Origin of the sequence: Rhizobium lentis (genome assembly GCF_017352135.1) — a bacterium.
Lineage (GTDB): Bacteria > Pseudomonadota > Alphaproteobacteria > Rhizobiales > Rhizobiaceae > Rhizobium > Rhizobium lentis.
Genome location: NZ_CP071454.1, coordinates 3,164,783 through 3,189,528, shown reverse-complemented (window position 1 = coordinate 3,189,528; position 24,746 = coordinate 3,164,783). Strand labels below are relative to the sequence as shown.

At 62.1% G+C, this 24,746-nt stretch carries 15 protein-coding genes and 1 pseudogene; 11 read left to right on the top strand and 5 right to left on the bottom strand.

Annotation, left to right across the window (positions count from 1 at the left end):
• The first annotated feature begins 64 nt into the window (after positions 1-64).
• Positions 65-853, top strand: a complete 789-nt coding sequence (locus J0663_RS15350; RefSeq protein WP_207241169.1) for an SDR family oxidoreductase — start codon at positions 65-67, stop codon at positions 851-853.
• Between the two features lie 6 nt (positions 854-859).
• Here J0663_RS15350 and J0663_RS15345 read toward each other — a convergent pair.
• Positions 860-1,742, bottom strand: a pseudogene (locus J0663_RS15345) (phosphotransferase family protein).
• 274 nt (positions 1,743-2,016) lie between these two features.
• On the opposite strand from J0663_RS15345, the gene J0663_RS15340 reads away from it, so the two are divergent.
• From J0663_RS15340 to J0663_RS15315, 6 genes are all read left to right on the top strand, one after another.
• Positions 2,017-3,315 (top strand): efflux RND transporter periplasmic adaptor subunit, encoded by a 1,299-nt coding sequence (locus J0663_RS15340; RefSeq protein ID WP_207241168.1) that lies wholly within the window; start codon positions 2,017-2,019, stop codon positions 3,313-3,315.
• A complete protein-coding gene (locus J0663_RS15335) occupies positions 3,312-6,428 on the top strand; it encodes an efflux RND transporter permease subunit (RefSeq protein ID WP_207241167.1) in 3,117 nt (1,038 codons plus the stop codon). The genes J0663_RS15340 and J0663_RS15335 overlap by 4 nt, the downstream gene beginning before the upstream one ends.
• A gap of 206 nt (positions 6,429-6,634) precedes the next feature.
• On the top strand, positions 6,635-7,927 hold the full coding sequence (locus J0663_RS15330; RefSeq protein ID WP_207241166.1) for an Hsp70 family protein: 1,293 nt from the start codon (positions 6,635-6,637) through the stop codon (positions 7,925-7,927).
• A 68-nt stretch (positions 7,928-7,995) separates the two neighbouring features.
• Positions 7,996-8,886 (top strand): uracil-DNA glycosylase, encoded by an 891-nt coding sequence (locus J0663_RS15325; protein ID WP_207241165.1) that lies wholly within the window; start codon positions 7,996-7,998, stop codon positions 8,884-8,886.
• 132 nt (positions 8,887-9,018) lie between these two features.
• Positions 9,019-9,210 (top strand): hypothetical protein, encoded by a 192-nt coding sequence (locus tag J0663_RS15320; protein WP_207241164.1) that lies wholly within the window; start codon positions 9,019-9,021, stop codon positions 9,208-9,210.
• A 117-nt stretch (positions 9,211-9,327) separates the two neighbouring features.
• Positions 9,328-9,483 (top strand): hypothetical protein, encoded by a 156-nt coding sequence (locus J0663_RS15315; protein ID WP_207241163.1) that lies wholly within the window; start codon positions 9,328-9,330, stop codon positions 9,481-9,483.
• Here J0663_RS15315 and J0663_RS15310 read toward each other — a convergent pair whose 3' ends face one another.
• Positions 9,484-10,356 carry a hypothetical protein gene (locus J0663_RS15310; protein ID WP_207241162.1) on the bottom strand — a complete coding sequence of 291 codons (873 nt, stop codon included), beginning with the start codon at positions 10,354-10,356 and terminating at the stop codon, positions 9,484-9,486.
• Positions 10,357-10,593: 237 nt separating this feature from the next.
• Entirely contained in the window at positions 10,594-11,532 is a 939-nt protein-coding gene (locus J0663_RS15305; RefSeq protein WP_207241161.1) for a DMT family transporter, read from the bottom strand.
• Between the two features lie 399 nt (positions 11,533-11,931).
• On the opposite strand from J0663_RS15305, the gene pepN reads away from it, so the two are divergent.
• Complete coding sequence (gene pepN, locus J0663_RS15300; RefSeq protein WP_207241160.1) at positions 11,932-14,580, top strand: aminopeptidase N; 2,649 nt, start codon at positions 11,932-11,934, stop codon at positions 14,578-14,580.
• Between the two features lie 191 nt (positions 14,581-14,771).
• A complete protein-coding gene (locus J0663_RS15295) occupies positions 14,772-17,081 on the top strand; it encodes a PAS domain-containing sensor histidine kinase (protein ID WP_207241159.1) in 2,310 nt (769 codons plus the stop codon).
• Positions 17,082-17,326: 245 nt separating this feature from the next.
• Here the strand turns inward: J0663_RS15295 and J0663_RS15290 are convergent, their stop codons facing one another.
• The gene (locus J0663_RS15290) at positions 17,327-19,318 is read right to left on the bottom strand and encodes a PhoX family protein (protein ID WP_207241158.1); all 1,992 of its coding nucleotides are present in this window, start codon (positions 19,316-19,318) and stop codon (positions 17,327-17,329) included.
• Between the two features lie 333 nt (positions 19,319-19,651).
• Here J0663_RS15290 and J0663_RS15285 point away from each other — a divergent pair, with 333 nt between their 5' ends.
• Complete coding sequence (locus J0663_RS15285) at positions 19,652-20,260, top strand: YceI family protein (protein ID WP_207241157.1); 609 nt, start codon at positions 19,652-19,654, stop codon at positions 20,258-20,260.
• A gap of 81 nt (positions 20,261-20,341) precedes the next feature.
• A complete protein-coding gene (locus J0663_RS15280; protein WP_207241156.1) occupies positions 20,342-21,565 on the top strand; it encodes a cytochrome b/b6 domain-containing protein in 1,224 nt (407 codons plus the stop codon).
• 150 nt (positions 21,566-21,715) lie between these two features.
• On the opposite strand, the gene J0663_RS15275 is transcribed toward J0663_RS15280, so the two are convergent.
• Positions 21,716-24,673, bottom strand: coding sequence for a bifunctional [glutamine synthetase] adenylyltransferase/[glutamine synthetase]-adenylyl-L-tyrosine phosphorylase (locus J0663_RS15275; RefSeq protein ID WP_207241155.1), 2,958 nt, complete (start codon positions 24,671-24,673; stop codon positions 21,716-21,718).
• Positions 24,674-24,746 lie beyond the last annotated feature (73 nt).

Sequence of the window (24,746 nt, the reverse complement as noted above, 5' to 3'; positions counted from 1 at the left end):
GACGCCCTCTTTCCTTTTTCGCCGCCTGCGCCTTATACATCGCTGATAACTTCGGAGAAAAATCATGGATCTCGGCATCAAGGGCAAACGCGCCCTCGTCCTCGCCTCCTCGCGCGGGCTCGGCCTCGGCATCGCAACAGCACTCGCACGCGAAGGTGCAAACGTGCTGCTTTGCGGGCGCAGCGGCGAGCAACTGGAAGCCAATTGCCAGGCGATCAACAGTGAAGGCAAAGGCCGGGCCGACTGGATCTGGGCCGATCTCGTGGACGAGCGCTTCGTCGAGACGGCGACGGCGGCGGTAAAGGAGAAGTTCGGCGGGCTCGATATTCTGGTCAACAATACCGGTGGACCGACGCCCGGCACGACCGAGGACATGACGGCCGAAAAGCTCGAAACCTATTTTCTCTCAATGGTCGCCCGGGTGATCACGCTGACCAATGCGCTGCTTCCCGGCATGAAAGCGCAGGGCTGGGGCCGCATCCTGACGGTCGCCTCCTCGGGCGTGATCGAACCAATCGCCAACCTGGCGCTGTCGAATACGCTGCGCCCGGCGCTTGCGGGCTGGAGCAAGACGCTGGCCTCCGAAGTGGGGAAATTCGGCATCACCGCCAACCTGCTCCTGCCGGGCAGCATCCTGACCGGTCGGCTCGACGATCTCGACGGCGCCGCGGCAAAACGGACGGGCAAAAGCCTCGAGGAGATCCGCGCCGACAAGGAGGCGCGCATTCCGGTCGGCCGCTATGGCCGGGTGGAGGAGTTTGCCGCAACGGCTGCCTTTCTGTGCAGCCAGCCGGCAAGCTACGTCACCGGCTCGCTCATCCGCTGCGACGGCGGCGCGGCACGATCGGTTTAGACGCGCTCAGGCGACTCGGTCCGCCGCGGCGGCCCAGGTCGCCGCGCTCTGGATCATCTGTTCGACATTGGCCGGATCGTCGGCAAGTTCGGCGAGTTCGGAAAGCCGGTGGAAGCCCGTCAGAATCGCAATACGCCGCCGATCGAGCCTGCGTCCGGTCAGCATTTCATAGGCCGATACGATGCGTGCCGTGAGATCGTGTGAGATGAAATTCGAGTAGATGAACTCCTGATGCAGCGGGCCAAAGCCGGAATCGGCGAAATCGTAGATGCCGTTCAGCCTGGCTTGCGCATGATCGAAGGCCATGTTCCAGCCGTGCCCGTCGAAGAAGCCGTAGACGTTGCCGTAGGGGTCCGGCGGCAAGGCTTGGAAATCCGAAACGACCGCCTCTGCAAAGCGCTTGATCTCAGGCGGCAGCCGCGGCAAAGCCTTTTCTCGCACCACCTCCGGCGATTGCCATGGCAGGATTGCCCCAGCGCCGGCCGCCCGCAGGCGATCGGCATCAAGCGCGTGCAATTCGGCGTAAAAGCGCGCGAGGTCGTCCGCCAGGCGCTGACGGTCGCCCTCCGCGAGCGCATCGTAATCTTCGGCTATGAGATGTTCCCCCTCGAGCTTGGCGTGGCTGGAGAAGATCGGCGGTCCATCGTGAATACGCATGTCGGGAACCGCCATCGACAGCGACGGTCGAACGATATCGAGCAGGGCGGCTTCTTTCACAAGCGCTCTTTCAGCGCCGAGATGGCCGGGGAAACTTGAAGATCAGCGTGTCGTCGACGTCGATCGCTATCGAATCCCAGCCCTTTGCCGCCAGCTTGAAGACGGAGGCCGTCAGTTCGGGAAATACGCTTGTGATGAGAGAGCGAAATTCGCTGGCATTCAACTCAGTCATGACGACCTGCCTTCTCTGTTTTCCCGCTATTCCTGGCTTGCAGGAGGGCGGCATCGACTTGTCGCGAACCGCCGGCGTGCTAGCGGGACCCGCGTCAAATTGCACCCCTTCCTATATTAGTATAATTTGAGTATTACGGAATATTCATTACAAAAATTTAAGCCGTTATAACCACTTAGTGATCGCGACCCGGGAATTATGTCTATTTTGCGCCGCAATATAAGTGGCTCAATCCAAGCATTAATTTCGCAACCCTGCTCCACCCGGTCTCGCCATGAAGAAATTTTGGATTACCGTCAGCATTATCGCCGTTGCCGCCGTCGGTTTCTGGCAGTTCGGCAATCTCATTCCCCACGCCTCACGCATTCCCTACCTGTCGCAGTTCATCCAGCAGCCGTCCAGCAGCCATGGCGGCGGCCAGCAGGCGCAGGCCGATCAGACCCAGGCCGGGGATAGCGGCCAGCGTCAGGGCGGCGGGCGCCGACGCGGCGGCGGCCCGACCGTCGTCAAGACCGTTGCCGCCGTGAAGACAACGCTGCCGATGGATGTGACGGCTTCCGGCTGGGCCGACGCCGATGACAATACGACGATCGCCGCACAGGAACAGGGGCTGATCGTCAGCATCGATGCGCAGGACGGAGCGACCGTCAAGGCCGGAGACCTGATCGCCAAGCTGGACGACCGGACCGCCAAGGCCGCCGTCGACAAGGACAATGCGATGATCATGCGCGACACGGCGACGCTTTCGGAAGCCGAGACCGCGCTGGTGCGCGCCCAGGACCTGTTCGACCAGAAAGCCGGCACCCAGCAGAGCCTCGATCAGGCGAGAGCCGCCCGCGACACGGCCGCGGCCACGGTCGACGCGGACAAGGCGACGCTCGCCTCCGATCAGATCCTCCTCGAGCATACCGATATCCGCGCGCCCTTCGACGGCCGGCTCGGCGATATCGCCGTCAGCAAGGGCGCCTTCCTCAATGCCGGCGCGGCCATCGTCACCATCGCCAAATACGATCCAATCTATGTGAAGTTTCACCTGCAGGAGCGATATCTGCGCGCGTTGAAGAACGCATTGGCGGCCGGTCCGGTCGAGGTGAGCACGGCCCCCAATTCCACCAAGGGACAAGTCCGCAAGGGTGAAATCAGCTTTTACGACAATACGGTCGATACCGCCTCGGGAACGATCCTTGCCAAGGCAAAGTTCGAGAATGCCTCCGGCGCGCTCTGGCCCGGCCAATCCGTCAACATCGTCGTGCATTTCAACAACGACAAGCAGCAGGTGGTCGTGCCGACGGTTGCCGTCAGCCCCGGCCCCGACGGTTTCTTCGCCTTCGTCGCCAGGGACGGCAAATCGCATTTGACGCCTGTCACCGTCGCCCGCGCCAATGGCGGCTTCACCGCCATCGAATCGGGCCTGTCCGAAGGGGACCATGTCGTTGTCGAGGGCCAGGGGCAGCTTAGCGACCAACAGGCCATTAACGAAGAGTTCGACCAGAAGACGCTCGATGTCGCCTCCGCCGAGCAGCCGCGACAACCGCAACAATCCGAGACGATCACGGTGGGAGCGCAGCAATGATCCCGAATTCCTGCATCCAGCGCCCCGTCGCGACGACGCTGCTTGCCATCGCCGTCATTCTGGCCGGCCTTGCCGGTTACCGGCTCGTGCCGGTCGCGGCCCTGCCGCAGGTCGACTTTCCGACGATCAACGTTTCGGCGCAGCTAAGCGGCGCCTCGCCACAGACCATGGCGACCTCGGTCGCCACGCCGCTGATCAAGCAGTTCGAGACCATCCCCGGCATCAGCGAGATCAGCGCCTCGAACTCGCTCGGCAGCACCAGCATCGTGCTGCAGTTCGACCTCAACCGCGATATCGACGCGGCCGCAGCCGATGTGCAGGCGGCGATCTCGCACGCGACACGGCAGCTACCCGACAATCTGACGACGCCGCCGAGCTACCGCAAGACGAACCCGGCCGATGCGCCGGTCATGCTGCTCTCCGTGCAGAGCAACACCATGCCGCGCAGCAAGCTCGACGAAATCGCCGAAGACATCATCTCGCCATCGCTTTCCACGCTCCCCGGCGTTGCCCAGGTCAGCGTCTTTGGCGCGCAGACTTACGCGGTGCGGGTCGAAGTTGACCCCAACAAGCTGCTCACGCGCGGCATCGGCATCGATACGGTCAACAAGGCGCTCGCTGCGGCCAACAGCCAGCAGCCTGTGGGAACGTTGCAGAACAATTCGCAGGCCATGACCATCACCGCGAATACGCAACGCACCAACGCCGACCAGTTCCGTTCGCTCGTCATTGCCAATCCGAACGGCGCGCCGATCCACCTTGGCGACGTCGCCGATGTGCAGGACGGCGTCGAGAACCAGTATACCGGCAGCTGGTATGACGGCCAGCGCGGCATTATCCTCGCCATTCAGCGGCAGCCCGATGCCAACACCGTCGACGTCGTCGACGCGATCAACGCCAAGCTGCCGCAGCTTCATGCCGAAATCCCGGCTTCGTTGACCACCGTCGTCATGAACGATGCCGCAAAACCCATTCGCGCCGCCATCGCCGATGTGAAGTTCACGCTGTTCCTGACGATCGGCCTCGTCGTTCTCGTCATCTACCTCTTCACCGGCCATGCGACGGCTACGATCATTCCGGGACTTGCCGTTCCGCTGTCGCTGATCGCGACCTTCGGCATGATGTCTGTGCTCGGCTACAGCATCGACAACATCTCGCTCCTGGGGCTGACGCTCGCGGTGGGTCTGGTCGTCGACGATGCGATCGTCATGCTCGAAAACATCCTGCGCCATGTCGAGGAAGGCATGCCGGTGCGCGAAGCGGCGATCAAGGGTGCGGGCGAAGTCAGCTACACGATCATATCCATGTCGGTTTCGCTGATTGCCGTCTTCATCCCGATCCTCTTGATGGGCGGCGTCGTAGGGCGCGTGTTCAACGAATTCGGCATGGTGGTCGCCATCGCCATCATATCGTCGGCGATCGTCTCGCTGACCGTGACGCCGATGCTCGGCTCGCGGCTCTCCAACAATCACAGCCGCCCGCCGCTGCTCATCCGCATTTTCGATGCCGGTTTCGAGCGGACACTCAACGGTTACGACCGCGCGGTCGGCTGGTGCCTTCGCCATCGCGCCACCATCCTCGGCGTTTTCCTCGGTTCGGTGGCGCTGACGATCTATTTCTTCATGACGCTGCCGACGAGCTTCTTCCCGCAAGAGGATATCGGTCGGCTGACGATCAACACCCAGGCCCGGCAGGACATTTCCTATTCCGCCATGGAGGCCCTGCAGCAGCGGGCGGCGGCCGCCGTCAAGGCGAACCCGGCGGTCAATCACGTGATGTCAACGATCGGCGGCAATCCGAACAAACCGCAGAACAACGGCTCGATGTTCGTCGAACTCAAGGACAAGAAGGAGCGTCCGCCGCTTGACCAGACGCTGCGCGAGCTGCGCACGGCGATCAACAAGATCCCCGGCTTGCAGGCCTTCGTGACGCCGAACCAGAGCCTGCGCTTCGGCGGCCGCCAGACCGCCAGCCAATATCAGCTGGTCGTGCAGGCGCTGAGCGCCGACCAGACCAGCCTCTGGGCCGGGAAGATCCAGGCGGCGATGCGCAAGGAACGGCTGTTCACCGACGTGACCTCGGACGCCCAGAACAATGCATTGCAGGCCAATATCGTCATCGATACCGAGCGAGCAGCCGCTTACGGAATCGACAACGATACGCTGCGCACGACGCTGCAGGAATCCTTCAGCGGTTATACGGCGGCGGAAATCCAGTCGACCGGCGACAGCTATGACGTGATCGTCGAATACGACACGAGCAAGCCGTGGGACGACCAGAAACTGTCTGAAATCCGTGTCGCCTCGTCCAATGGCAGCCTGGTGCCGCTGTCGAATTTCGCGCATGTCGAACGCACCACCGGGCCGGTCACCATCAATCAGACCGGCCAGCTCGTCTCGACCACCGTTTCGTTCAATCTGCCGGAAGGCGTCTCGCTCAGCAATGCCACGGCGGCGATCGATCAGATCAAGAGGGAGATCGGGCTGCCGACCGACGTCTTCACCTCCTATGGCGGCACGGCGGAGATCTTCCAGCAGTCGCAGGGCAACACGCCCTATCTGATCCTGGCGGCCGTTTTGACCATCTATATCGTGCTCGGCGTGCTTTATGAAAGCTTCATCCATCCGCTCACCATTCTCTCCGGCCTGCCGGCGGCAGCCTTCGGCGCGCTGCTGGCCTTGAAGATCATGGGCTTCGACCTGTCGATCATCGCCCTGATCGGCCTGCTGATGCTGATCGGCATCGTCAAGAAGAACGCGATCATGATGATCGACGTGGCCGTGGAGACCATGCGCACAACAGGCGAGAAGGCGACGGCGGCGATCCACGAGGCCTGCGTGCGCCGCTTCCGGCCGATCATGATGACGACCTTCTGCGCCCTGATCGGCGCTCTGCCGATCGCACTCGGCACGGGCGCAAGCTCCGAGCTGCGCCAGCCGCTCGGCATCGCCGTCGTCGGCGGCCTCGTCGTGTCGCAACTGCTGACGCTGTTCATCACCCCTGTCATCTTCGTCGAGATGGACCGGTTCGGAAATTTCCTCGGCCGGCTGATGGGCCAGAAGAAGGTCGAGGCGCCGGTGGTGCCGGAGGCAAGGGCGATGGCCGCCGAGTGACGGCGTTCTGCCGATTTCGGGTATTGCCGATCCGCTTCTTCTCTCAGGCCGGAGAAGAAGCGGACATGGCAGCGCGTCTTGGTCCTCAATCCACTTGAATGTGTCACGCCCCTGTGGCATCACCCGCCCTCCTTGATCGGGCGTGCTTACGCCCTTGCGGAGCAATGCTCCGTCTCCAACGACAATCGGCATGAAGAGGTGCGGGCATGGCTCAGGCGCTGGGTTTCGACTTCGGCACGACGAATACGGTTCTCGCCATGGCGGATGGCGGGGCGACGCGCTCAATGGCGTTCACGAGTACGGCGGGCACGGCGGACAGCATGCGGACGGCACTGTCCTTCATGAAGGATGCCCAGCTCGGCGCTTCGGCGCTGAAGGTCGAGGCAGGCCATGCGGCGATCCGCCAGTTCATCGACAATCCCGGCGAATGCCGTTTTCTCCAGTCGATCAAGACATTCGCGGCAAGCGCCTTGTTCCAGGGCACGCTGATCTTCGCCAAGCGGCACAATTTCGAAGACCTGATGGAGATCTTTGTGCGGCGCCTGCGCAGCTATGCCGGCGACAACTGGCCTTCCAACGTCAGCCGGATCGTCACCGGCCGCCCGGTTCATTTCGCCGGCGCGAGCCCCGATCCGGCGCTCGCGACCGAACGCTATAACGAAGCGCTGTCGCGCTTCGGCTTTCCCGAAATCCATTATGTCTACGAGCCGGTCGCCGCCGCCTTCTATTTCGCGCAGAACCTGAAGCAGGATGCGACCGTGCTGGTCGCCGATTTCGGCGGCGGCACCACCGACTATTCGCTGATCCGCTTCGAGACCGTCGCCGGCAGGCTGACGGCAACGCCGATCGGCCATTCCGGCGTCGGCGTCGCCGGCGATCATTTCGACTATCGGATGATCGACAACATCGTCGCGCCGCTGATCGGAAAGGGAAGCCATTTCAAAAGCTTCGACAAAATCCTCGAAGTGCCCTCCAACTACTATTCCAGCTTCGGCCGCTGGAACCAGCTGTCGATCTTCAAGACGACGCGCGAATTCGAGGATCTGAAGAAGCTGGTGCGCACCAGCCTGGAGCCGGAAAAGCTCGAAATCTTCATCGACCTCATCGACCATGACGAGGGCTATCCGCTCTACCAGGCGGTCTCAGCGACAAAGATGGCGCTATCGGCCGCCGATGAGGCGCCTTTCGACTTCGCGCCGCTCGGCCGCGGCGGACGCCGCAGCATCAAGCGCCGCGACTTCGAAAGCTGGATCGCCGAGGATCTCGCCCGTATCGAAGGTGCGCTCGACGAGGTGCTTGAGAAGACCGAGACGAAGCCTGCGGAGATCGACAAGGTGTTTCTGACCGGCGGCACCTCCTTCGTGCCGGCGGTGCGCCGCATCTTCACCGAGCGCTTCGAGCGCGATCGGATCGAAAGCGGCGGCGAACTCTTGTCGATCGCTCATGGTCTGGCGCTGATCGGCGAACGCGACGACATTGCGCAATGGACTGTGCAGTAATGCCGGCAAGAGCGGCCAAAGTGCCGCCTGCCCTTTCAATGCCACGATCTCTCCGCTAGATTTGCCGCATGATCTCCGCCAACGACCTTTCCCCCGCCGAGCTTGCGGCGCTTCTGCATTTTCATGCGGATGCCGGCGTGGAATGGCTGCTGGAGGAAGAGGCCGTCGACCGCTTCGCCGAGTTCGAGGCGATGAAGGCGGCGCGCCGCCCGGTGCAGGCGCAGCCGGAACGGCCTATCGCCGAGGAACGCCCCTTCCCGGCGGAGCGCCGAGCATCGCCTCGTGCGAGTGGCGCGGCACGTCCGGCCCCCGCTCCCGGTCCGCAGCCGGCGATCCCGGACAGCGAGGCCGTGCAGCAGGCGCGGTTCGTCGCCGAAGCCGCGCGGTCGCTCGGCGAACTCAGGACCGCGATCGAAGCCTTTAATGGCTGCAACCTCAAGCACAGCGCCCGCTCGACGATCTTTGCCAGCGGCAACGCCGAAAGCGGCATCATGGTGATCGGCTCGGCGCCGAGCGCCGAAGACGATCGTGAAGGCACGCCCTTCTCGGGAAAATCCGGGCAGCTGTTCGACAAGATGCTGGCGGCGATCGGGCTTGACCGATCCGGCGTCCTGCTGACCCAGGTCATTCCCTGGCGGCCGCCCGGCAATCGCCCGGCCTCGCCCGCCGAAATGGACATCTGCCGGCCCTTCATCGAACGGCAGATTGCCTTGGCCGAACCGCAGGCGATCCTGCTGCTTGGCAATTTCGCGGCGCGGTTTTTCTTCGGAGACAACGATACGATTCATGGGCTGCGCGGCCGCTGGCGTGAAATCACCATTGCCAATCGGGCCATCCCCGCCATCGCCAGCCTGCATCCTCAGGATCTGCTGACCGCACCTGTCAACAAAAGGCTCGCATGGAACGATCTGCTGGCCTTTCAAGCGAAGCTTAACTCGCTTGCCTTGCTTAGAAATTAGCCAAAGTTAACCAATTCATGAAATGATCCATGCGCTTTTCGCATGGCTGCCCCGCGTCGTGATGCATTGCAGAATCAATGCTGCACTGCAATATAGAGCGGTGTCTTGGGAGGAATTACAGGAACCAAGGCCATGAACAAGCGATTTCGTCCTATCCATTGCGGGTTTGAAACCCTTCGCCTCGCCGGCGACCAGGTTCGTTCCACCCACGGCTATAGCCGTTTCGGCTTTGCCACGAACGAGCAGATGGTTGCCCGCGGCACCGGCATCAACGGCCGCACAGCGCGCCCGAACGCCATTTTCGCCGACTTCCAGCAATATTGAGCCGCGGAGCTGCGGCGCCGCGCATCTTTTCAGACGCGCGAAGGACGCCGTAACACTATGAATTGCTGGGTAATCTATCGCGCAGCGGCCGGCCCTTTCATGCAAGAGTAATCTAACATGTCGACGATCCTGCTAGCGCTTCTGCGCAACATTGAAACCTTCGAGCATATCCGCGTCGCGGTCTGCGCGGCGCGGGAATACGAGCGCGAGCGGGTAAGCCCCGCCGATGCAGCTTCGGATTTTGGCGCGGGTGCGGCGGCAATCGTCCTCTGATCAGACGGCCAGTTCCTCGGTCCGCGCCCTCGCCCATTCGAAGGCTTCGTCGACATAGGCGAACTTGACGGCCTGCCAGGCGCAATATTCCTCGACGAAATCCCGCGATATCCACAGGTGCGTCTTGCGCGGCTCATCATGCCAGCCGACGCAGCCGCGCTGCGCCGCCTTTGCCAAGACGCGCTGCAGGTGCGTGCGCGACATCATGAAATCAGCGGCAAGCGCGCGGGTTTCGACGCGGCCGACGGGAAACTTGCTCGCCTCGATGTTTTCGATATCCATCCGGGCGATGAAGTTGTCGACGACGAGGCCGCCGGCTTCCGTCCAGAGAAACAGCGCCACCCGCTCCGGCGGCTCCCGCCAAGCGGCATCTTCCAGGCAATGGCGGGCAATGCGCGGCTGAACGAGCTTCATCAAGGCCGGGTTTGCCTGGAAAAGGCCTGCCCTTTCACCGCCGTCGAGCAGATCAAGCGCGGCGAGATTTGCATGAATCCAGCCAAACATCGCCTGGTGACTGACGGCAGCTGGCTCGAAATGTCGTGGCCGGCGCCGCTCCTCGCCGGGCGTGTGGGTGATGAAACGATAGGTATAGAGTTCTTCGATGAAGGCGAGCACGGTGTTACGGCTCGCCACCTTGTGAGCGGTGATGCGGCCGGTCAGCCGGACGGCGGTAAAACCCGAGGTGGGGTCGCGCGGATCATATTCCAGGTGGAGGGCATAGGCCGTCTGGGTCAGGAGCCAGCGTTGATGGGAGGCGAGCAGTCGCGCCAAACGCGGGCCGGCGTCAAACATGCCACGCGTCCGCCCGGCCAAGAAGCGGATGCTCATCAGAAAGGAGCTGTTCCCCGCCAATTGGTCCGCCGTGAATGCCATTATGCTTTTCTCCACCTCCGCCCGCAGGCCAGCGTTCGGAGCAGTAATATCGAAAGCCGCCAGCGGCCCAGTCAGATATGCACAGCGCTGAATAAATGATAGTTTCTCACGTTCAACAAACATATTCGGCAGGTCGACGCCATCCCAAGAATTCGCGATTCTTTTCGTCCTGTGGGAGCAGGCTTGGCGCGGCGGCAATCTCCGCGTTAAAATCTCGCCGATGATGGGGCGACGGCCTCAGGCCTGCGGTGTCGTTGCCTTGCGCGCTTCCCGTTGTTCGATGCCCAGCTGATGTTCGCGATAGATGATGAAGATGCCGGCAGCAACGACGATGACGGTGCCGATCAGCATGGTCACGCTGGGCACGTCGCCGAAGACGAAGTAGCCGACGATACCGCCGAGCAGGATCGAGGTGTATTCGAACGGCGCGATGGTGGAGACATCGGCATGGCGGTAACTTTCGGTGAGCAGGATCTGCGCCACGCCGCCGCAAAAGCCGGCGGCGACAAGATAAAGCGCCGACGGCCATGGCAGGACCAGCCAGCCGAAAGGAAGGGAGGCCAGCGAGAAGACCGACGCTGTGAGCGAGAAATACAGCACGATCGTCGCCGTCTTCTCCTCCTCGACGAGACGACGCACCTGGATCATCGCCATGCCGCCGAGAACGGCCGAGAGCAGCACGCAAAGCGCGCCAACGGCCTGTTCGGCTTCCATGCCGCCGTCGCGAAACAGCGTCAGTTTCGGCCAGGAGACGATGGCGACGCCGACGATACCGACGAGCACGGCGCTCCAGCGATAGATGCGCACGGTTTCGCCAAGAAAGACCGCAGCGAAGATGACGGCGACCAGCGGCAAGGCATAGCCAAGCGCGATCGCCTCCGGCAGCGGCAGATGCAGAAGGCCGTAAAAACCGAAAGCCATCGACAGGATACCGATCGTGCCGCGCTTGAGGTGGCCGACCGGGTTGGTGGTGTGGAAGGCCGCGCGCAGCTGCCCGATATAGGCGAGATAGGCGATGATCGGAAACAGCGCGAAGAAGGACCTGCAGAAGGTAACCTGGCCCGGCGGGATAGTCGGACCGGCCAGCTTGATGAAGGTCTGCATGGCCAGGAAGACCACGACCGACGAGACTTTCAGCGCAATGCCTCTCATCGGGTTTCTGAGAACCGAGTGCATGATCCTGGCTCAAATGCTGACTTAACAGAACGGGAAGACGCGTTCGACTCGGGAACGCAGCGGGTGACGTCGCCATCGTAGCGAAAGAAATGCGTATTGCCTAATTCCTTCCATCGGAATTGGCAGAAGATAAAATCATGCAGAAGTTCAAAGCGTTACGGCGTCCTTCGCACGCCTGAAAGACATCCGGCACCGCGATAGGCGCGGCGGGCGCAGAAGCGCCTTGGCCGGCACGGCACCGTCCGAGCAGCAAAGCGAAAGCCCGAGAACGTCGCGTTCACGAGCAATTTGCTTTAACTTTAGTTCAGACTTTAATGTAATCATGCTCGGCAAATTTCTCGCAGAGCGCGCCCGCCTCTGTATTCCGCGGTTGTCAAATAACGGTCTTCAGGAAACACCATGCGAACAGATACCGGCCAGGTCATACATCTGGCAGATTACCGTCCCACCGACTTCGTGCTGGAACGCGTGGACCTGACATTTGAACTCGATCCGACGGAGACAAAGGTCGAATCGCGTCTGATCTTTCATCGTCGCCCGGGCACCGACATTACGGCGCCGATCGTGCTCGACGGGGACGAGCTGACGCTGGCAGGGCTGCTGTTAGACCAGGTGGAACTCGACCCCTCGCGTTATGATGCGACGCCGGAAAGCCTGACGGTGCGCGACCTGCCGGAGAGCGCCCCCTTCGAGCTGACGATCACCACGATCATCAATCCCGAGGCGAACACCCAGCTGATGGGCCTCTATCGCACCGGTGGCATCTACTGCACGCAGTGCGAGGCGGAGGGCTTCCGCCGCATCACCTATTTCCCCGACCGGCCTGACGTGCTTGCGCCGTTCACCGTCAACATCATCGCCGACAAGGACGCCAACCCGCTGCTCCTGTCGAACGGCAACTTCCTCGGCGGCGCCGGCTACGGCCCTGGCAAGCATTTCGCCGCCTGGTTCGACCCGCATCCGAAGCCGAGCTATCTTTTCGCCCTCGTCGCCGGCGATCTCGGCGTCGTCGAAGACACATTCACCACCATGTCCGGCCGCGACGTCGTGCTGAAGATTTATGTCGAACACGGCAAGGAGCCGCGCGCGGCCTATGCGATGGATGCGCTGAAGCGCTCGATGAAGTGGGACGAAGAGAGATTCGGGCGCGAATATGATCTCGACATCTTCATGATCGTCGCCGTCTCCGACTTCAACATGGGGGCGATGGAGAACAAGGGTCTCAACATCTTCAACGACAGATACGTCCTTGCCGACCCCGAGACCGCGACCGATGCCGACTACGCCAATATCGAGGCGGTCATCGCGCATGAATATTTCCACAATTGGACCGGCAACCGCATCACCTGCCGCGACTGGTTTCAGCTCTGCCTCAAGGAAGGCCTGACGGTCTATCGCGACCAGGAATTTTCCTCCGATCAGCGCTCGCGCCCGGTCAAGCGCATCGCCGATGTGCGCCATCTGAAATCCGAGCAGTTTCCGGAGGATGGCGGCCCGCTCGCCCATCCGGTGCGGCCGACGACATATCGCGAGATCAACAATTTCTACACGAGAACCGTCTACGAGAAGGGCAGCGAAGTCACGCGGATGATCGCGACGCTCATCGGCAAAGACGGCTTCAAGAAGGGCATGGACCTCTATTTCGACCGCCATGACGGCCAGGCCGTGACGATCGAGGATTTCGTGAAATGTTTCGAGGATGCGAGCGGGCGCGACCTCACGCAGTTCTCGCTCTGGTACCATCAGGCCGGCACGCCGCTCGTCACCACCTCGGGCAGCTATGATCCGACGGCGGGCACCTTCACCCTGTCGCTCGAACAGATGATCCCGGCAACGCCCGGCCAGTCGAATAAGGAACCGATGCATATTCCGCTCAGCCTCGCGCTCTTCGGCGAAGACGGCGGCAAGATCGAGCCGAGCTCGGTCGACGGCGCGGAATATTCCGGTGAGGTGCTGCATCTCACGGACCGCACGCAGACGGCGGTATTCCGCGGCATCGGCTCGCGCCCGGTCGTCTCGATCAACCGCAGCTTCTCGGCGCCGATCAATCTGCATTTCGACCAAAACCCGGCCGATCTGGCCCGTCTGGCACGTTACGAGACGGATCATTTCGCCCGCTGGCAGGCGCTGACCGACCTGGCGCTGCCGAACCTTCTGAAAGCGGCCGTCGATGCGCGTGAGGGCAAGCCCGTCGCCTGCGAGACGACCTTCGTCGAGACACTGATTGCGGCTGCCGCCGACGAAAGCCTCGAGCCGGCTTTCCGCGCCCAGGCGCTGGCTTTGCCGAGCGAATCCGATATCGCCCGCGAACTCGGCGGCAACAACGATCCCGAAGCCATCCATGCCGGCCGGCAGGCGATCCTGAAACAGATCGCCGAGGCCGGAAAGGATGTCTTTGCCAGCCTCTACGCAGCGATGACGCCATCAGGCGATTTCAGCCCCGATGCAAAAAGCGCCGGCCTGCGGGCGCTGCGCAACTGCGCGCTGACCTATCTCTCGCACGCGGAACAGACGCCAGCCCGCGCCAAGGCCGCCTTCGACGCAGCCAACAACATGACCGATCTCAGCCATGCGCTGACGATCCTCGCCCATCATTTTCCCGACAGTGCGCAGACGAGCGCGGCGCTCGCCGCCTTCCGCGACCGCTTCGCGGAAAATGCGCTCGTCATTGACAAATGGTTCTCGATTCAGGCCGGCATTCCAGGCGCCAAGACCCTGGAGCGGATCCGTGCCCTGATGGAGAATTCGCTCTTCAAGCGGACCAATCCGAACAGGATGCGGGCTTTGGTCGGCACCTTCGCCTTTGCCAATCCGACCGGCTTCGGCCGTGCCGACGGCGAAGGCTATCATTTCCTCGCCGGCGAGATTCTCGAAATCGACGAGCGCAACCCGCAGCTTGCCGCCCGCATTCTGACCTCGATGCGCTCCTGGCGCTCGCTGGAGCCGAAACGCGCCGATCACGCCCGCGCGGCGCTGATCAAGATCGAACAAGCACCCGACCTTTCCACTGACGTGCGCGATATCGTGGAGCGCACGCTGAAAGGGTGATTTGCGCAGCCGGCCGTCGCGCAAGATGCGGCGGCCGCTGCACCCGGCGATTCGAATCACGTAAAAAATACAGAAATATAAATAGTTAACGGATTTTTACCTTTGCCTCTGGACAAGGCGAATCACCCGTGATTCTCTAGGTCAGGTTCGGGCGAGCGGCGCGCGAATCACACGAGGGACAAGGCAAAGAGATGATGGACGTGCGGCGGGCAACCGTGGCCGGAGGACGGCTGCGTGTCGATTTTGACGGGTTGAAAGCCTGGCGAAACCGCCTTTCCGGTCATGCGACATCCGAGCCGCTCCTTCGTCATCTGCCGAAGGCGGAGCTCATCCTGAAGCGCGCCATTCCGGCACTGATCGTTGCATTCCTCTCCGTCGTCGCCGCCTCGCATTTCTTCGGGATGATGGGCGAATATGCCCGGCTGGGGGCTTCCGCTCGCCATGCCACCGCTCTTTCGGCGGCGACGGCCTCGGCCGTGTTTGCCGATGCGGCCGACATCTTCGACAACGGCGATATCGCGCAGGCGCAGGCTCGCCTCGCCAAGTATCTGCCGCAGGACCGGCTGGACAGCGGCGCTTTCGTGCTGCTGGTTCAGGCCAGCGGCAAGGTTTTCGCCGCGACGGCCGCCGGGCTTCCGCATGTCGGGCGCAATGTCGGCGATTTCTTTCCCGAGGTCTCGGCGATCCGGCGTTTCGGCGACCGGGCCGGCGTCATCGAGACCACGATCGGCGGCGTGCCGCATTATGCCGAGATCACACTGATGGGCAATGCCGGCGGCTATATCGTCGCCGCCACGTCGCTCGACGAGATCGGCCGGCTCTGGCGCGAGGAACTGGCGCTCAACGTCACGCTGTTTGCCGGCATCTCCGCGATCTTGCTCGTTATCCTCTACGCCTACTACACCCAGGTGAAGCGGGCCCGCGACGCCGACGATATCTTCCTGGAGTCGAACCTGCGCGTCGAGACGGCACTGTCGCGCGGCCGCTGCGGCCTCTGGGACTTCGACTTCGAGAACCGCGAGTTCTTCTGGTCGCGGTCGATGTACGACATGCTCGGCCTGCCGGGCTCGGACAAGACGATGGGCTTCGGCGAAGCCGCGCGGCTGATGCACCCGGATGACGGCGGGCTCTACGAGATCGCCCGCGCCATCGCCAAGGGCCACTCCGGGCAGGTCGACCAAATCTTCCGCATGCGCCATGCCGGCGGCCACTATGTCTGGATGCGCGCCCGCGCTCAGGTGATCCGTAGCCATTCCGGCCGCATGCATCTGATCGGGATCGCCATGGACGTGACCGAACAGCACCGGCTCGCCCAACGCTACGCGGAAGCCGACCAGCGGCTCGCCGACGCCATCGAATGCACCTCTGAAGCCTTTGTGCTCTGGGACAAGAATGATCGTCTGGTTATGTGCAACACACATTTCCAACAGGCCTACGGCCTGCCGGACAGCGTGCTGGTGCCCGGCACCGAGCGCTCGATCGTCAATGCCGCCGCCGCCCGCCCCGTCATCGAACGGCGGATCGCCGATGCCGACGGCTCCGGTTACTCGCGCACGACGGAAGTGCAGCTTGCCGACGAGCGCTGGCTGCAGATCAATGAACGGCGCACCCGCGACGGCGGCAGGGTCTCGGTCGGCACAGACATCACGCTGATGAAGCGCCACCAGGAACGCCTGCGCGAATCCGAACGCCGGCTGATGGCGACGATCGGCGACCTCTCCGCCTCGCGCCAGACGCTGGAACTCCAAAAAGCTGAGCTTTCGACCGCCAATGCAAACTACCAGGCGGAGAAGGAACGCGCCGAGGCCGCCAACAAGGCGAAGTCGGAATTCCTCGCCAATATGTCGCATGAGCTGCGCACGCCGCTCAACGCCATCCTCGGCTTCTCGGAAATCCTGCAGAACCAGATGTTCGGGCCGCTCGGCTCGCAGAAATACGACGAATATGCCCGCGATATCCACGACAGCGGCAAACACCTGCTCAACGTCATCAACGACATTCTTGACATGTCGAAGATCGAGGCCGGCCATCTCAAGCTGCACCGCGAGCGCATCGATCTCGTGCCGCTGATCGAGGAAAGCCTGCGCTTCACAGCCATTCCGGCGGCCGAGAAGAACATCGTGATCGAGCAACGCATCTCGTCCGGCTTGACGCTGGCGGCCGACCGCCGGGCGATGAAGCAGGTGCTGCTCAACTTGCTCTCCAATGCGGTGAAATTCACCGACAATGGCGGCCGGATCGCCGTGCGCACCCGCCGCGTCGACGGCGCTGTCTTCGTCACCATCGCCGATACCGGCATCGGCATTCCGCGCTCGGCGCTGTCGAAGATCGGCCAGCCCTTCGAGCAGGTGCAGAGCCAGTACGCCAAGAGCAAGGGCGGCTCCGGCCTCGGGCTTGCCATCTCCCGCTCGCTGACCTCGCTGCATGGCGGCCGCATGAAGATCCGCTCCCGCGAAGCGGTGGGCACGGTGATCTCGCTGCGCATCCCGGATGATGTCTAGGTGTTCGGACACCCCCCAATGATGACTCGGTCGTGCCCACGCCATCTCATGCCCGAATGATGCGCTCATACCGGCCCCGAACTGGTCTTCACAGCTAAAGCGCGCCGCGATCTTCCAGATTCGCTAATCGCGCTTTAACTCCTTGTTTTTACGCATGTCGTTATCGCAAATCCACTGCACAGTTTTGCGCGGCATGCTCTGGCGGCCACAGCCCTTCCATTGCGGCTCGACGCCGCGTTACGCCGTCAGACGGCAATCTTGCCATTGCCCACTTTGGTAATGGCGACGACAGCAGGTCGCACTGGCATGTCCGGCTTGAAATCTGGCCACCGGGTGGAAAGGTCCTCGTAATAGGACGGGCGGCCGTGACCCGGCCAGTCCTCGCCGCCATCGCCGGGATGCTGCACGGCGACGAAGACGGTCTGGTCATCAGGCGTAAAGAGCGGGCCGCACATTTCGGCGCCGACCGGTACGCGGAAGAACAGTTTCGAGGTGGCGCGAGCTGCGCCCTCCGTATCGACGGCCCACAAACCGTCGGTGCGGCCGGTGGCTTTGTTGCTGTTGCCGTCCGTCGACACCCAGAGGCGGCCGGCAGAATCGACGGCACAGTTGTCCGGCATTCCGAACCAGCCGTTCTTGGTGGTTTCGGTGGAGAAGGTTGCACCGACCGCAGCAACGGAGGGATCGCCGCACTTCAGAAGCACTTCCCACTTGCCCGAAGCGGCGGTGAAATCACCGTCGTTTTCGGAGATTTCGATGATGTGGCCGAAGGCGTTTTCGGCGCGCGGATTGGCGGCGTTCACCTGGTCGGCCTTGCGGCGGGTATTGTTGGTCAGCATGACATAGACCTTGCCGTTGACGCCGTTCGGCTGGACGTCTTCCGGGCGGTCCATCTTGGTGGCGCCGAGCACGTCGCCGGCACGGCGACATTCGATCAGCACATCGGCCTGGCTGGTGAAGCCGTTCTCGGCCGTCAGCGGGCCTTGGCCGAAGATCAGCGGCAGCCACTGCATGGTGCCGTCCTCATTGAACTTGGCGACATGGAGCGTGCCGCTGTCGAGCAGGTTCATGTTGGCGGCGCGGTCGTTCGGGTTGAACGTACCGTCGGTCACGAACTTGTAGACATAGTCGAAACGCTCGTCGTCGCCGAGATAGAAGACCACTTTGCCGTTCTTGGCGACTATGGATTCAGCGCCTTCGTGCTTGGTGCGGCCGAGTGCGGTGCGCTTCTTCGGCGTGGAGGTCGGGTCCATGACGTCGACCTCGACGATCCAGCCGAAACGATTCGGTTCGTTCGGCTCTTTGGAAAGATCGAAGCGGTCGTAAAAATTGGCCCATTCGTAAGCGCCTTCCGGAACGCCGTAACGCTTGTAATTGGCGGCTTCCTTGTGGCCTTCCGGCAGATTGCCGGAGAAATAGCCGTGGAAATTCTCCTCCGCCATGATGTAGGTGCCCCAGGGCGTGACGCCGCCGGCGCAGTTGTTGATCGTGCCGATGGCGCGGGTGCCGGTCGCGTCCGCACTGGTCTTCAGGCGATCGTTGCCGGCGGCCGGGCCGGAAATGTCCATTGGCGTGTTGGCCGTAATGCGGCGGTTATATTTGCCGTCGGCGACGACCTGCCACTTGCCGTCCGTCTTGCGGATCTCGACGATGGTGCCGCCATGAGCGGCCATCTCGACGTCCACCTGCTCCTTGCTGAGCGCGCCCTGCTTGATCTTGCCGTCGACCACCTGGACGAGACCGGGGAACATCAGATGCGGGTTCGTATATTCGTGATTGACCACGAGCAGCCCGTGTTCAGCAGAACCTTCGAGCGGGATGAAGCCGACATAATCGTTGTTGTAGCCGAACTGCTTGCTCTGGGCGTCGGCCGTCTGCTTCGTCGGATCAAAAGCAGGCGCGCCGGGCAGCACGGCATCGCCCCAGCGCAGCAGGATATCGGCATTGTAGCCTTCGGCCACGTGATGCTTGTCGTCGACGCCGGCTTCCACTTCGGAGAAGTTGAAGGCGGAGCCCTTACCCTCCGCGCGCGCCTCATCCGCGCTCATCAGCGCGATCGGGCTGACGGTCGCGGCAATGGCGGAAACAGCAAGCGAGCCCTGCAGGAAGTTGCGGCGCGAGAACCGCTTGCCGATGATCTCGCCCATCGTAGGGTTGGCGCTCGTGTTGTGGCCGTCGCCATCCGCTTCTTCGAGTTGCGTCGTCGGGAATATCTGCTGGGAAAGGTGCTCGTTCATTGCGCTTGCCTCCAAGTTAAGATTTACCCCACGCGTGGAGCCATTCTAACCTAACGTTACACTATTACAGGCATGAGACAGCGAGCAGGCGGCTGACAGGGCTGGGGCAGCACCGCTCTCTCAGAAAAACTGCGCAAAACGACGATCACGCCGTTCTCACTTTTCATTGCTTCTTCTGGATCTCGAGAATTTATCTTTTTCAAACAGAGGCTTACGGTAGACCAACCGATTGTCAACAAACGTCGAACAGTTTGTCGCTGTTTCGCGAGGTGGGAGTGCTCGCTAGGGAAATGGTGCACGCAATGTGCTGTCAAAACAATTCAAGGATTATCAATGTTTTTCATTAAGTCCGCCCTCGTTGCCGGTGCCCTGGCACTTGCGTCCTCCACTGCATATGCGCAGACAATCGATGTTCCTGCCGGCACCTATCAGGCGGATGTGACCCATACCAACGTTCTTTGGAGCGTCGTCCATTTCGGTCTTTCCAACTATATCGGCCGCTTCGACAAGATTTCCGCGACGCTCGAGCTCGACCCTGCGGACGTTACGAAGTCGAAACTGACGGCGACCATTGATCCGGCTTCGGTCAGCACAAATTATCCGGCAGGCGACAAGAGCTTTAATGCAGAGATTGCCGGTAAGATGTTCTTTGATGCGGCCAAGTTCAGCGAGATCACCTTCGTTTCCACGGCCATCAACATCAAGGACAGCAAGACCGGAACCGTCACAGGCAACCTGACTTTCCACGGCGTCACCAAGCCCGTCACGCTCGACGTTACCCTGAACGCGGCGCTCAATCCGCACCCGATGTCCAAGAAGCCGACCGTCGGCTTTTCAGCAACCGGCGTGATTAAGCGCTCCGATTTCGGTGTCGCCGCTTTGGTCGGTCCTGTCAGCGACGACGTCAAGCTGACGATCGAAACCGAGTTCGTCGCTCAGTAGGTGTTTGTTGCCGGTGCAGCCGGACAATGTCGGGCTGCACCGGCTCTTTTGCGTTCCCATTGCGACGACTGGAAGTCACTTATGTCAGCTACTCATTCGGTCCGGGCCTATAGTCTAGGTGCAATGATCCTGCACTGGCTCATCGCTGCCCTCATCCTGACCCAGCTTGCCGTGGGTTTTCTGATGAGCCGTGTGGAGAGCGTTCCCGATACGCTGCGTTTTGCGATGTTCCAGTGGCATAAGACGTTCGGCATCGCTGTCCTGACCTTGACGATCGCCCGCATCGCCTGGCGCCTGTTCCACACGCCGCCCGCGCATGCGCCGATGACACGGGCGGAACAGGCCGCCGCCAGCATCGTCCATGCACTGTTCTACGCGCTGATGCTGGTCGTGCCTTTGACCGGCTGGCTGCTGGTTTCGGCTTCATCTACCGGGATTCCCACCCTTCTGTTTCTCTCCGATGCCCTGAGCTGGCCACATCTGCCCATTCCGGCCTCGATGCGCGCAACGGTTGAGGCCGCGTCCGAGAATGCGCATGTCATCCTGGCTTATGGTTTCGGGTTGCTTCTGCTTCTGCATGTGGCCGGCGCGCTCAAGCATTCGGTGATCGATCGGATGCCGTCCTTTTCGCGAATGATACCTGTCGGCTGGCTGCGCCGGATGCCGTCCTCCGCAATCGGCGTGCTGGTCTCCGTCGTGCTGGCACTGTGCTTTATCGGCGGCGGACTGTTGATCTCCAGAGCCGGCGGCACCGCATCCGTCAATGCCGCGGACCTTCGATCGACTGAAGCATCGCCATCCGGCTGGGTGATCGATAAAGCGAAGTCTGCGCTGACCTACACGATCAATTTCTCCGGAACGCCGACTGCCGGCACGATCGGAAAATGGGATGCATTCATCGAATTCGATCCGGACCATCTTGGCGCCGCCAAGGCGCGGATTGTCATCGACGCCGCCTCCATCGATTTCGATAATTCATTCGTCAGACCCAATATCGGCGGCGACGACGGCCTGCAGACGGCCACCCATCCGCTGGTGGAGGTTGTGCTCGACCATTTCGAAACGGCGGGCGAGGCCTACTTGGGCAAGGGCAATGTCCTTGTCCGCGGTGTGACGGTGCCTGTGTCGGTCCCGTTTACGATGCAGCGCGACGGGGCGGGACGAGCCATCGTTGCCGGCACGGCGGAGTTGGATCGCCTGGCCCTTGGACTTGGCCTGCAGAATGACGGAAAGGGTGAATGGCTCGATAAGGTCATCCGCGTAACCTTCAAGCTCGAAGCGACGCCGTCCGGCCCGATGAGCTAGAGCATTCCGTTTTCTTCACGGAATTGCCTATCTCGTTGCTTTCACGCAATTCCGGAACAACCTTAGATCTCAGCGGGTCGATGCAGCGGTGAAAGACAGCTGAGCGTCGAAAGCACGCTTGCATGCCGGCCGCGCTTCGCTGATGTGAGATCAGGCTTTCACGACATTCAGGAATATCTTCCGAACGGCTTTCGAAAGCCGTTTCACTTCGCCTTCCAGCGTTCTGATGTCGGGGCAGTCGCCGGCGCGGCAGACGAGTTCGATGAGGCCGGCAGGCGCGTCGTTCGGATCGAACAGCCCGTCGATGCAGAGGCGGATCAGCTGTGAGAGGCTGGTATAGAGGCCGAAGGCCTCCAGGCAGAGGTCGAGATCGCCCCTCGTCATCAACCGATCGCCAAGCACCTTCAGCGCCTCGCCGGTGCTCATTCCGTTGACGGCAACACCCACGCCCCTGGTCGGCGCGGTCAGCGCCAGGTACTGGGCGATGAATTCAAGATCGATGACGCCGCCGGGGATGTGTTTGAGGTCCCAAGGCCCGGATGGCGGCTTTTCCTTGTCAATCAGGTCGCGCATCTCGGCAACGTCGTGCGCCACCTTGGCAATGTCGCGATTGGTCGACAGCACCTCCCGGACGATATGTTCCGTCTCGGCGATCAGGCTGTCATCGCCTGAGATCAGCCGGGCGCGACTGAGCGCCATATGCTCCCAGGTCCATGCCTCCTGGCGCTGGTACTTGCCGAAGGCATTGATGCGGGTGGCGACCGGGCCCTTGTTGCCGGAGGGACGCAGCCGCATGTCGACTTCATAGAGCACACCTTCGGCGGTCGGCGCCGAGAGGGCGGCGATCAGCCTCTGAGTGATGCGGGTGAAATAACGCGTCGCATCGAGCGGCTTCGGCCCGTCGGATTCGGAAGCCGCATCGTCATAGTCATAGAGTAAGATCAGATCGATGTCGGAACCTGCCGTCAGCTCGAAACTGCCGAGTTTGCCCATGCCGGCAAGTGCGATGCGGCCGCCCGGATAGTCGCCGTGCGCGGCCCGCATCTCGCTCGTCACCGCATCGAGCGCCGCCGCGATGATGAGATCGGCGAGATGGGTGAAGGCGCGGGCGGCCATTGCGCCGTTAATTGCGCCGGTGAGCAAGCGAATGCCGATCAGGAAGCGCTGTTCGGCGGCGAAGACGCGCAGCCGGTCGAGCACCTCCTCATAGTGGCGGGCCTGGACGAGCGAGCCCTTGAGGCGCTCCCCGAGATAGTCGCGTGTCGGCAGCTCGGCCATCAGGCCAGGATCGAGCATGCCGTCGAAGACATGCGGCTTGGCGGCAATCACCTCGGCCAGCCGGGGCGCAGAGGACATGATGTTGACGATCAGCGACAGGAGCGCCGGGTTGCTGCCGAGCAGCGAGAAGAGCTGGATACCGGCGGGAAGGCCCGAGATGAAGCTGTCGAAACGCAGCAGCGCCTCATCGGCGCGCTTGCTTTCGCCGAAGACGCGCAGGAGCTCGGGCGCCAGCTCCGTCAGCCTTTCACGCGCCTCCACCGATTGCGTCGCGCGATAGCGGCCGTAGTGCCAGGTGCGGATGATCCGAGAAATGTCGGATGGCCTGGTGAAACCAAGCTTCTTCAGCGTCTCCAGCGTATCCGGATCGTCGCCCTGGCCGGTAAAAACGAGGTTGCCAGTTTCGGTGGAAAGCTTGCTCTCTTGCTCGAAGAGGCGGGCATAGCGCCGCTCCACCGTCTTCAGCACACCGACCAGCTTTTCGGAAAAGCTCGGCGTGTCGGTGAATCCCATCATGAAGGCGATGCGCTTCAGGTCGGCATCGGTCTCCGGCAAAAGGTGGGTTTGCTCGTCGCGCACCATCTGGATGCGGTGCTCGACGTCACGCAGGAACCAATAAGCCTCCGTCAGTTCGTCACGGGTTTCCGCGTCGATCCATTTCGCCTTGGTGAGCTCGCCGAGCGTCTCCTCCGTCGCCCGGCCGCGCAATGCCGGCATGCGACCGCCGGCGATCAGCTGCTGCGTCTGGACGAAGAATTCGATCTCGCGGATGCCGCCGCGGCCGAGCTTGACATTATGGCCCTTGACCGCGATCGCGCCGTGGCCCTTATGCGCGTGGATCTGCCGCTTGATCGAATGGATATCGGCGATCGCCGCGTAATCGAGGTATTTGCGGAAAACGAAAGGCGACAGTCCACGCAGGAACTCGCCACCGGCGGCCAGATCGCCTGCAACGGCGCGCGCCTTGATGAAGGCTGCCCGCTCCCAGTTCTGGCCCCTGCCCTCGTAATAGATCATCGCCGCATCGACTGGGATCGCCAGTGGCGTCGAGCCGGGATCCGGGCGCAGTCGCAAATCGGTGCGGAAGACGTAGCCGTCGGCCGTGCGCTCCTGCAGGATGCGCACCAGCCGGCGCATCATCCTCGGAAAGACATCGATCGCGTCATCCGGGTCGGGCACGATGCCGGCCTGTTCGTCGAAGAAGACGACGAGATCGATATCGGATGAATAGTTGAGTTCGCATGCACCGAGCTTACCCATGCCGAGTACGATCAGGCCCGAGCCCACACTGGGTTTGGCCGGATCGCGCAGCCTGAGCTTTCCGCTCTCATGCGCCGAAAGCAGCAGATGGTCGATCGTTGCCGCGACTGAGGCTTCGGCAAGAGCGCTCAACCAGGCGGTCGTTGTCCGAGCGTCAACGATGCGCGAGAGATCGGCGAGTGCGACGAGGAAGGCAGCCTTGCGTTTGATGATGCGCAGCCTGCTCATCACCACGGATTCGGCCGGCGCCGCCCCCTCGCCGTCCGGCCGCCAGCAGCCCCGCGCCTCGGCAATCAGTGCTTCGATCTGCGGCTCCAGCGGCCCAATGATGGCGCCGGCAAGGACGGCCGGGTCGAGAGTGACAATTTCGCGCAGATGTGGCGACAGCGTCAGCACGGCGGCGATGAAATCACGAAGCGGCCCTTCCGTCTTCAACATGGTCGCAACCGACGGCTCGCTTTTGCCCGCCTCCTGAAGATCGGTCAGCGCCAGCTTCAGTTCAGTCTGGCTCAGCGGGCGCAGCAGCCCTTCAGCGACATCCTTAAGGCCATGCGTCGATTTAGTCAGCATGCGCTCTCCCTGGCTCTACAGCAGAAGGCAGCGGTCACCCGGAATCGCGGCGCGCCGCCTTCGTTTCGGGTTA

Bases quoted from the DNA above. Each gene is read 5' to 3' on its own strand.
- J0663_RS15350 (WP_207241169.1), top strand. From the start codon at position 65: ATGGATCTCGGCATCAAGGGCAAACGCGCCCTCGTCCTCGCCTCCTCG.
- J0663_RS15340 (WP_207241168.1), top strand. From the start codon at position 2,017: ATGAAGAAATTTTGGATTACCGTCAGCATTATCGCCGTTGCCGCCGTC.
- J0663_RS15335 (WP_207241167.1), top strand. From the start codon at position 3,312: ATGATCCCGAATTCCTGCATCCAGCGCCCCGTCGCGACGACGCTGCTT.
- J0663_RS15330 (WP_207241166.1), top strand. From the start codon at position 6,635: ATGGCTCAGGCGCTGGGTTTCGACTTCGGCACGACGAATACGGTTCTC.
- J0663_RS15325 (WP_207241165.1), top strand. From the start codon at position 7,996: ATGATCTCCGCCAACGACCTTTCCCCCGCCGAGCTTGCGGCGCTTCTG.
- J0663_RS15320 (WP_207241164.1), top strand. From the start codon at position 9,019: ATGAACAAGCGATTTCGTCCTATCCATTGCGGGTTTGAAACCCTTCGC.
- J0663_RS15315 (WP_207241163.1), top strand. From the start codon at position 9,328: ATGTCGACGATCCTGCTAGCGCTTCTGCGCAACATTGAAACCTTCGAG.
- J0663_RS15310 (WP_207241162.1), bottom strand. From the start codon at position 10,356: ATGGCATTCACGGCGGACCAATTGGCGGGGAACAGCTCCTTTCTGATG.
- J0663_RS15305 (WP_207241161.1), bottom strand. From the start codon at position 11,532: ATGCACTCGGTTCTCAGAAACCCGATGAGAGGCATTGCGCTGAAAGTC.
- pepN (WP_207241160.1), top strand. From the start codon at position 11,932: ATGCGAACAGATACCGGCCAGGTCATACATCTGGCAGATTACCGTCCC.
- J0663_RS15295 (WP_207241159.1), top strand. From the start codon at position 14,772: ATGATGGACGTGCGGCGGGCAACCGTGGCCGGAGGACGGCTGCGTGTC.
- J0663_RS15290 (WP_207241158.1), bottom strand. From the start codon at position 19,318: ATGAACGAGCACCTTTCCCAGCAGATATTCCCGACGACGCAACTCGAA.
- J0663_RS15285 (WP_207241157.1), top strand. From the start codon at position 19,652: ATGTTTTTCATTAAGTCCGCCCTCGTTGCCGGTGCCCTGGCACTTGCG.
- J0663_RS15280 (WP_207241156.1), top strand. From the start codon at position 20,342: ATGTCAGCTACTCATTCGGTCCGGGCCTATAGTCTAGGTGCAATGATC.
- J0663_RS15275 (WP_207241155.1), bottom strand. From the start codon at position 24,673: ATGCTGACTAAATCGACGCATGGCCTTAAGGATGTCGCTGAAGGGCTG.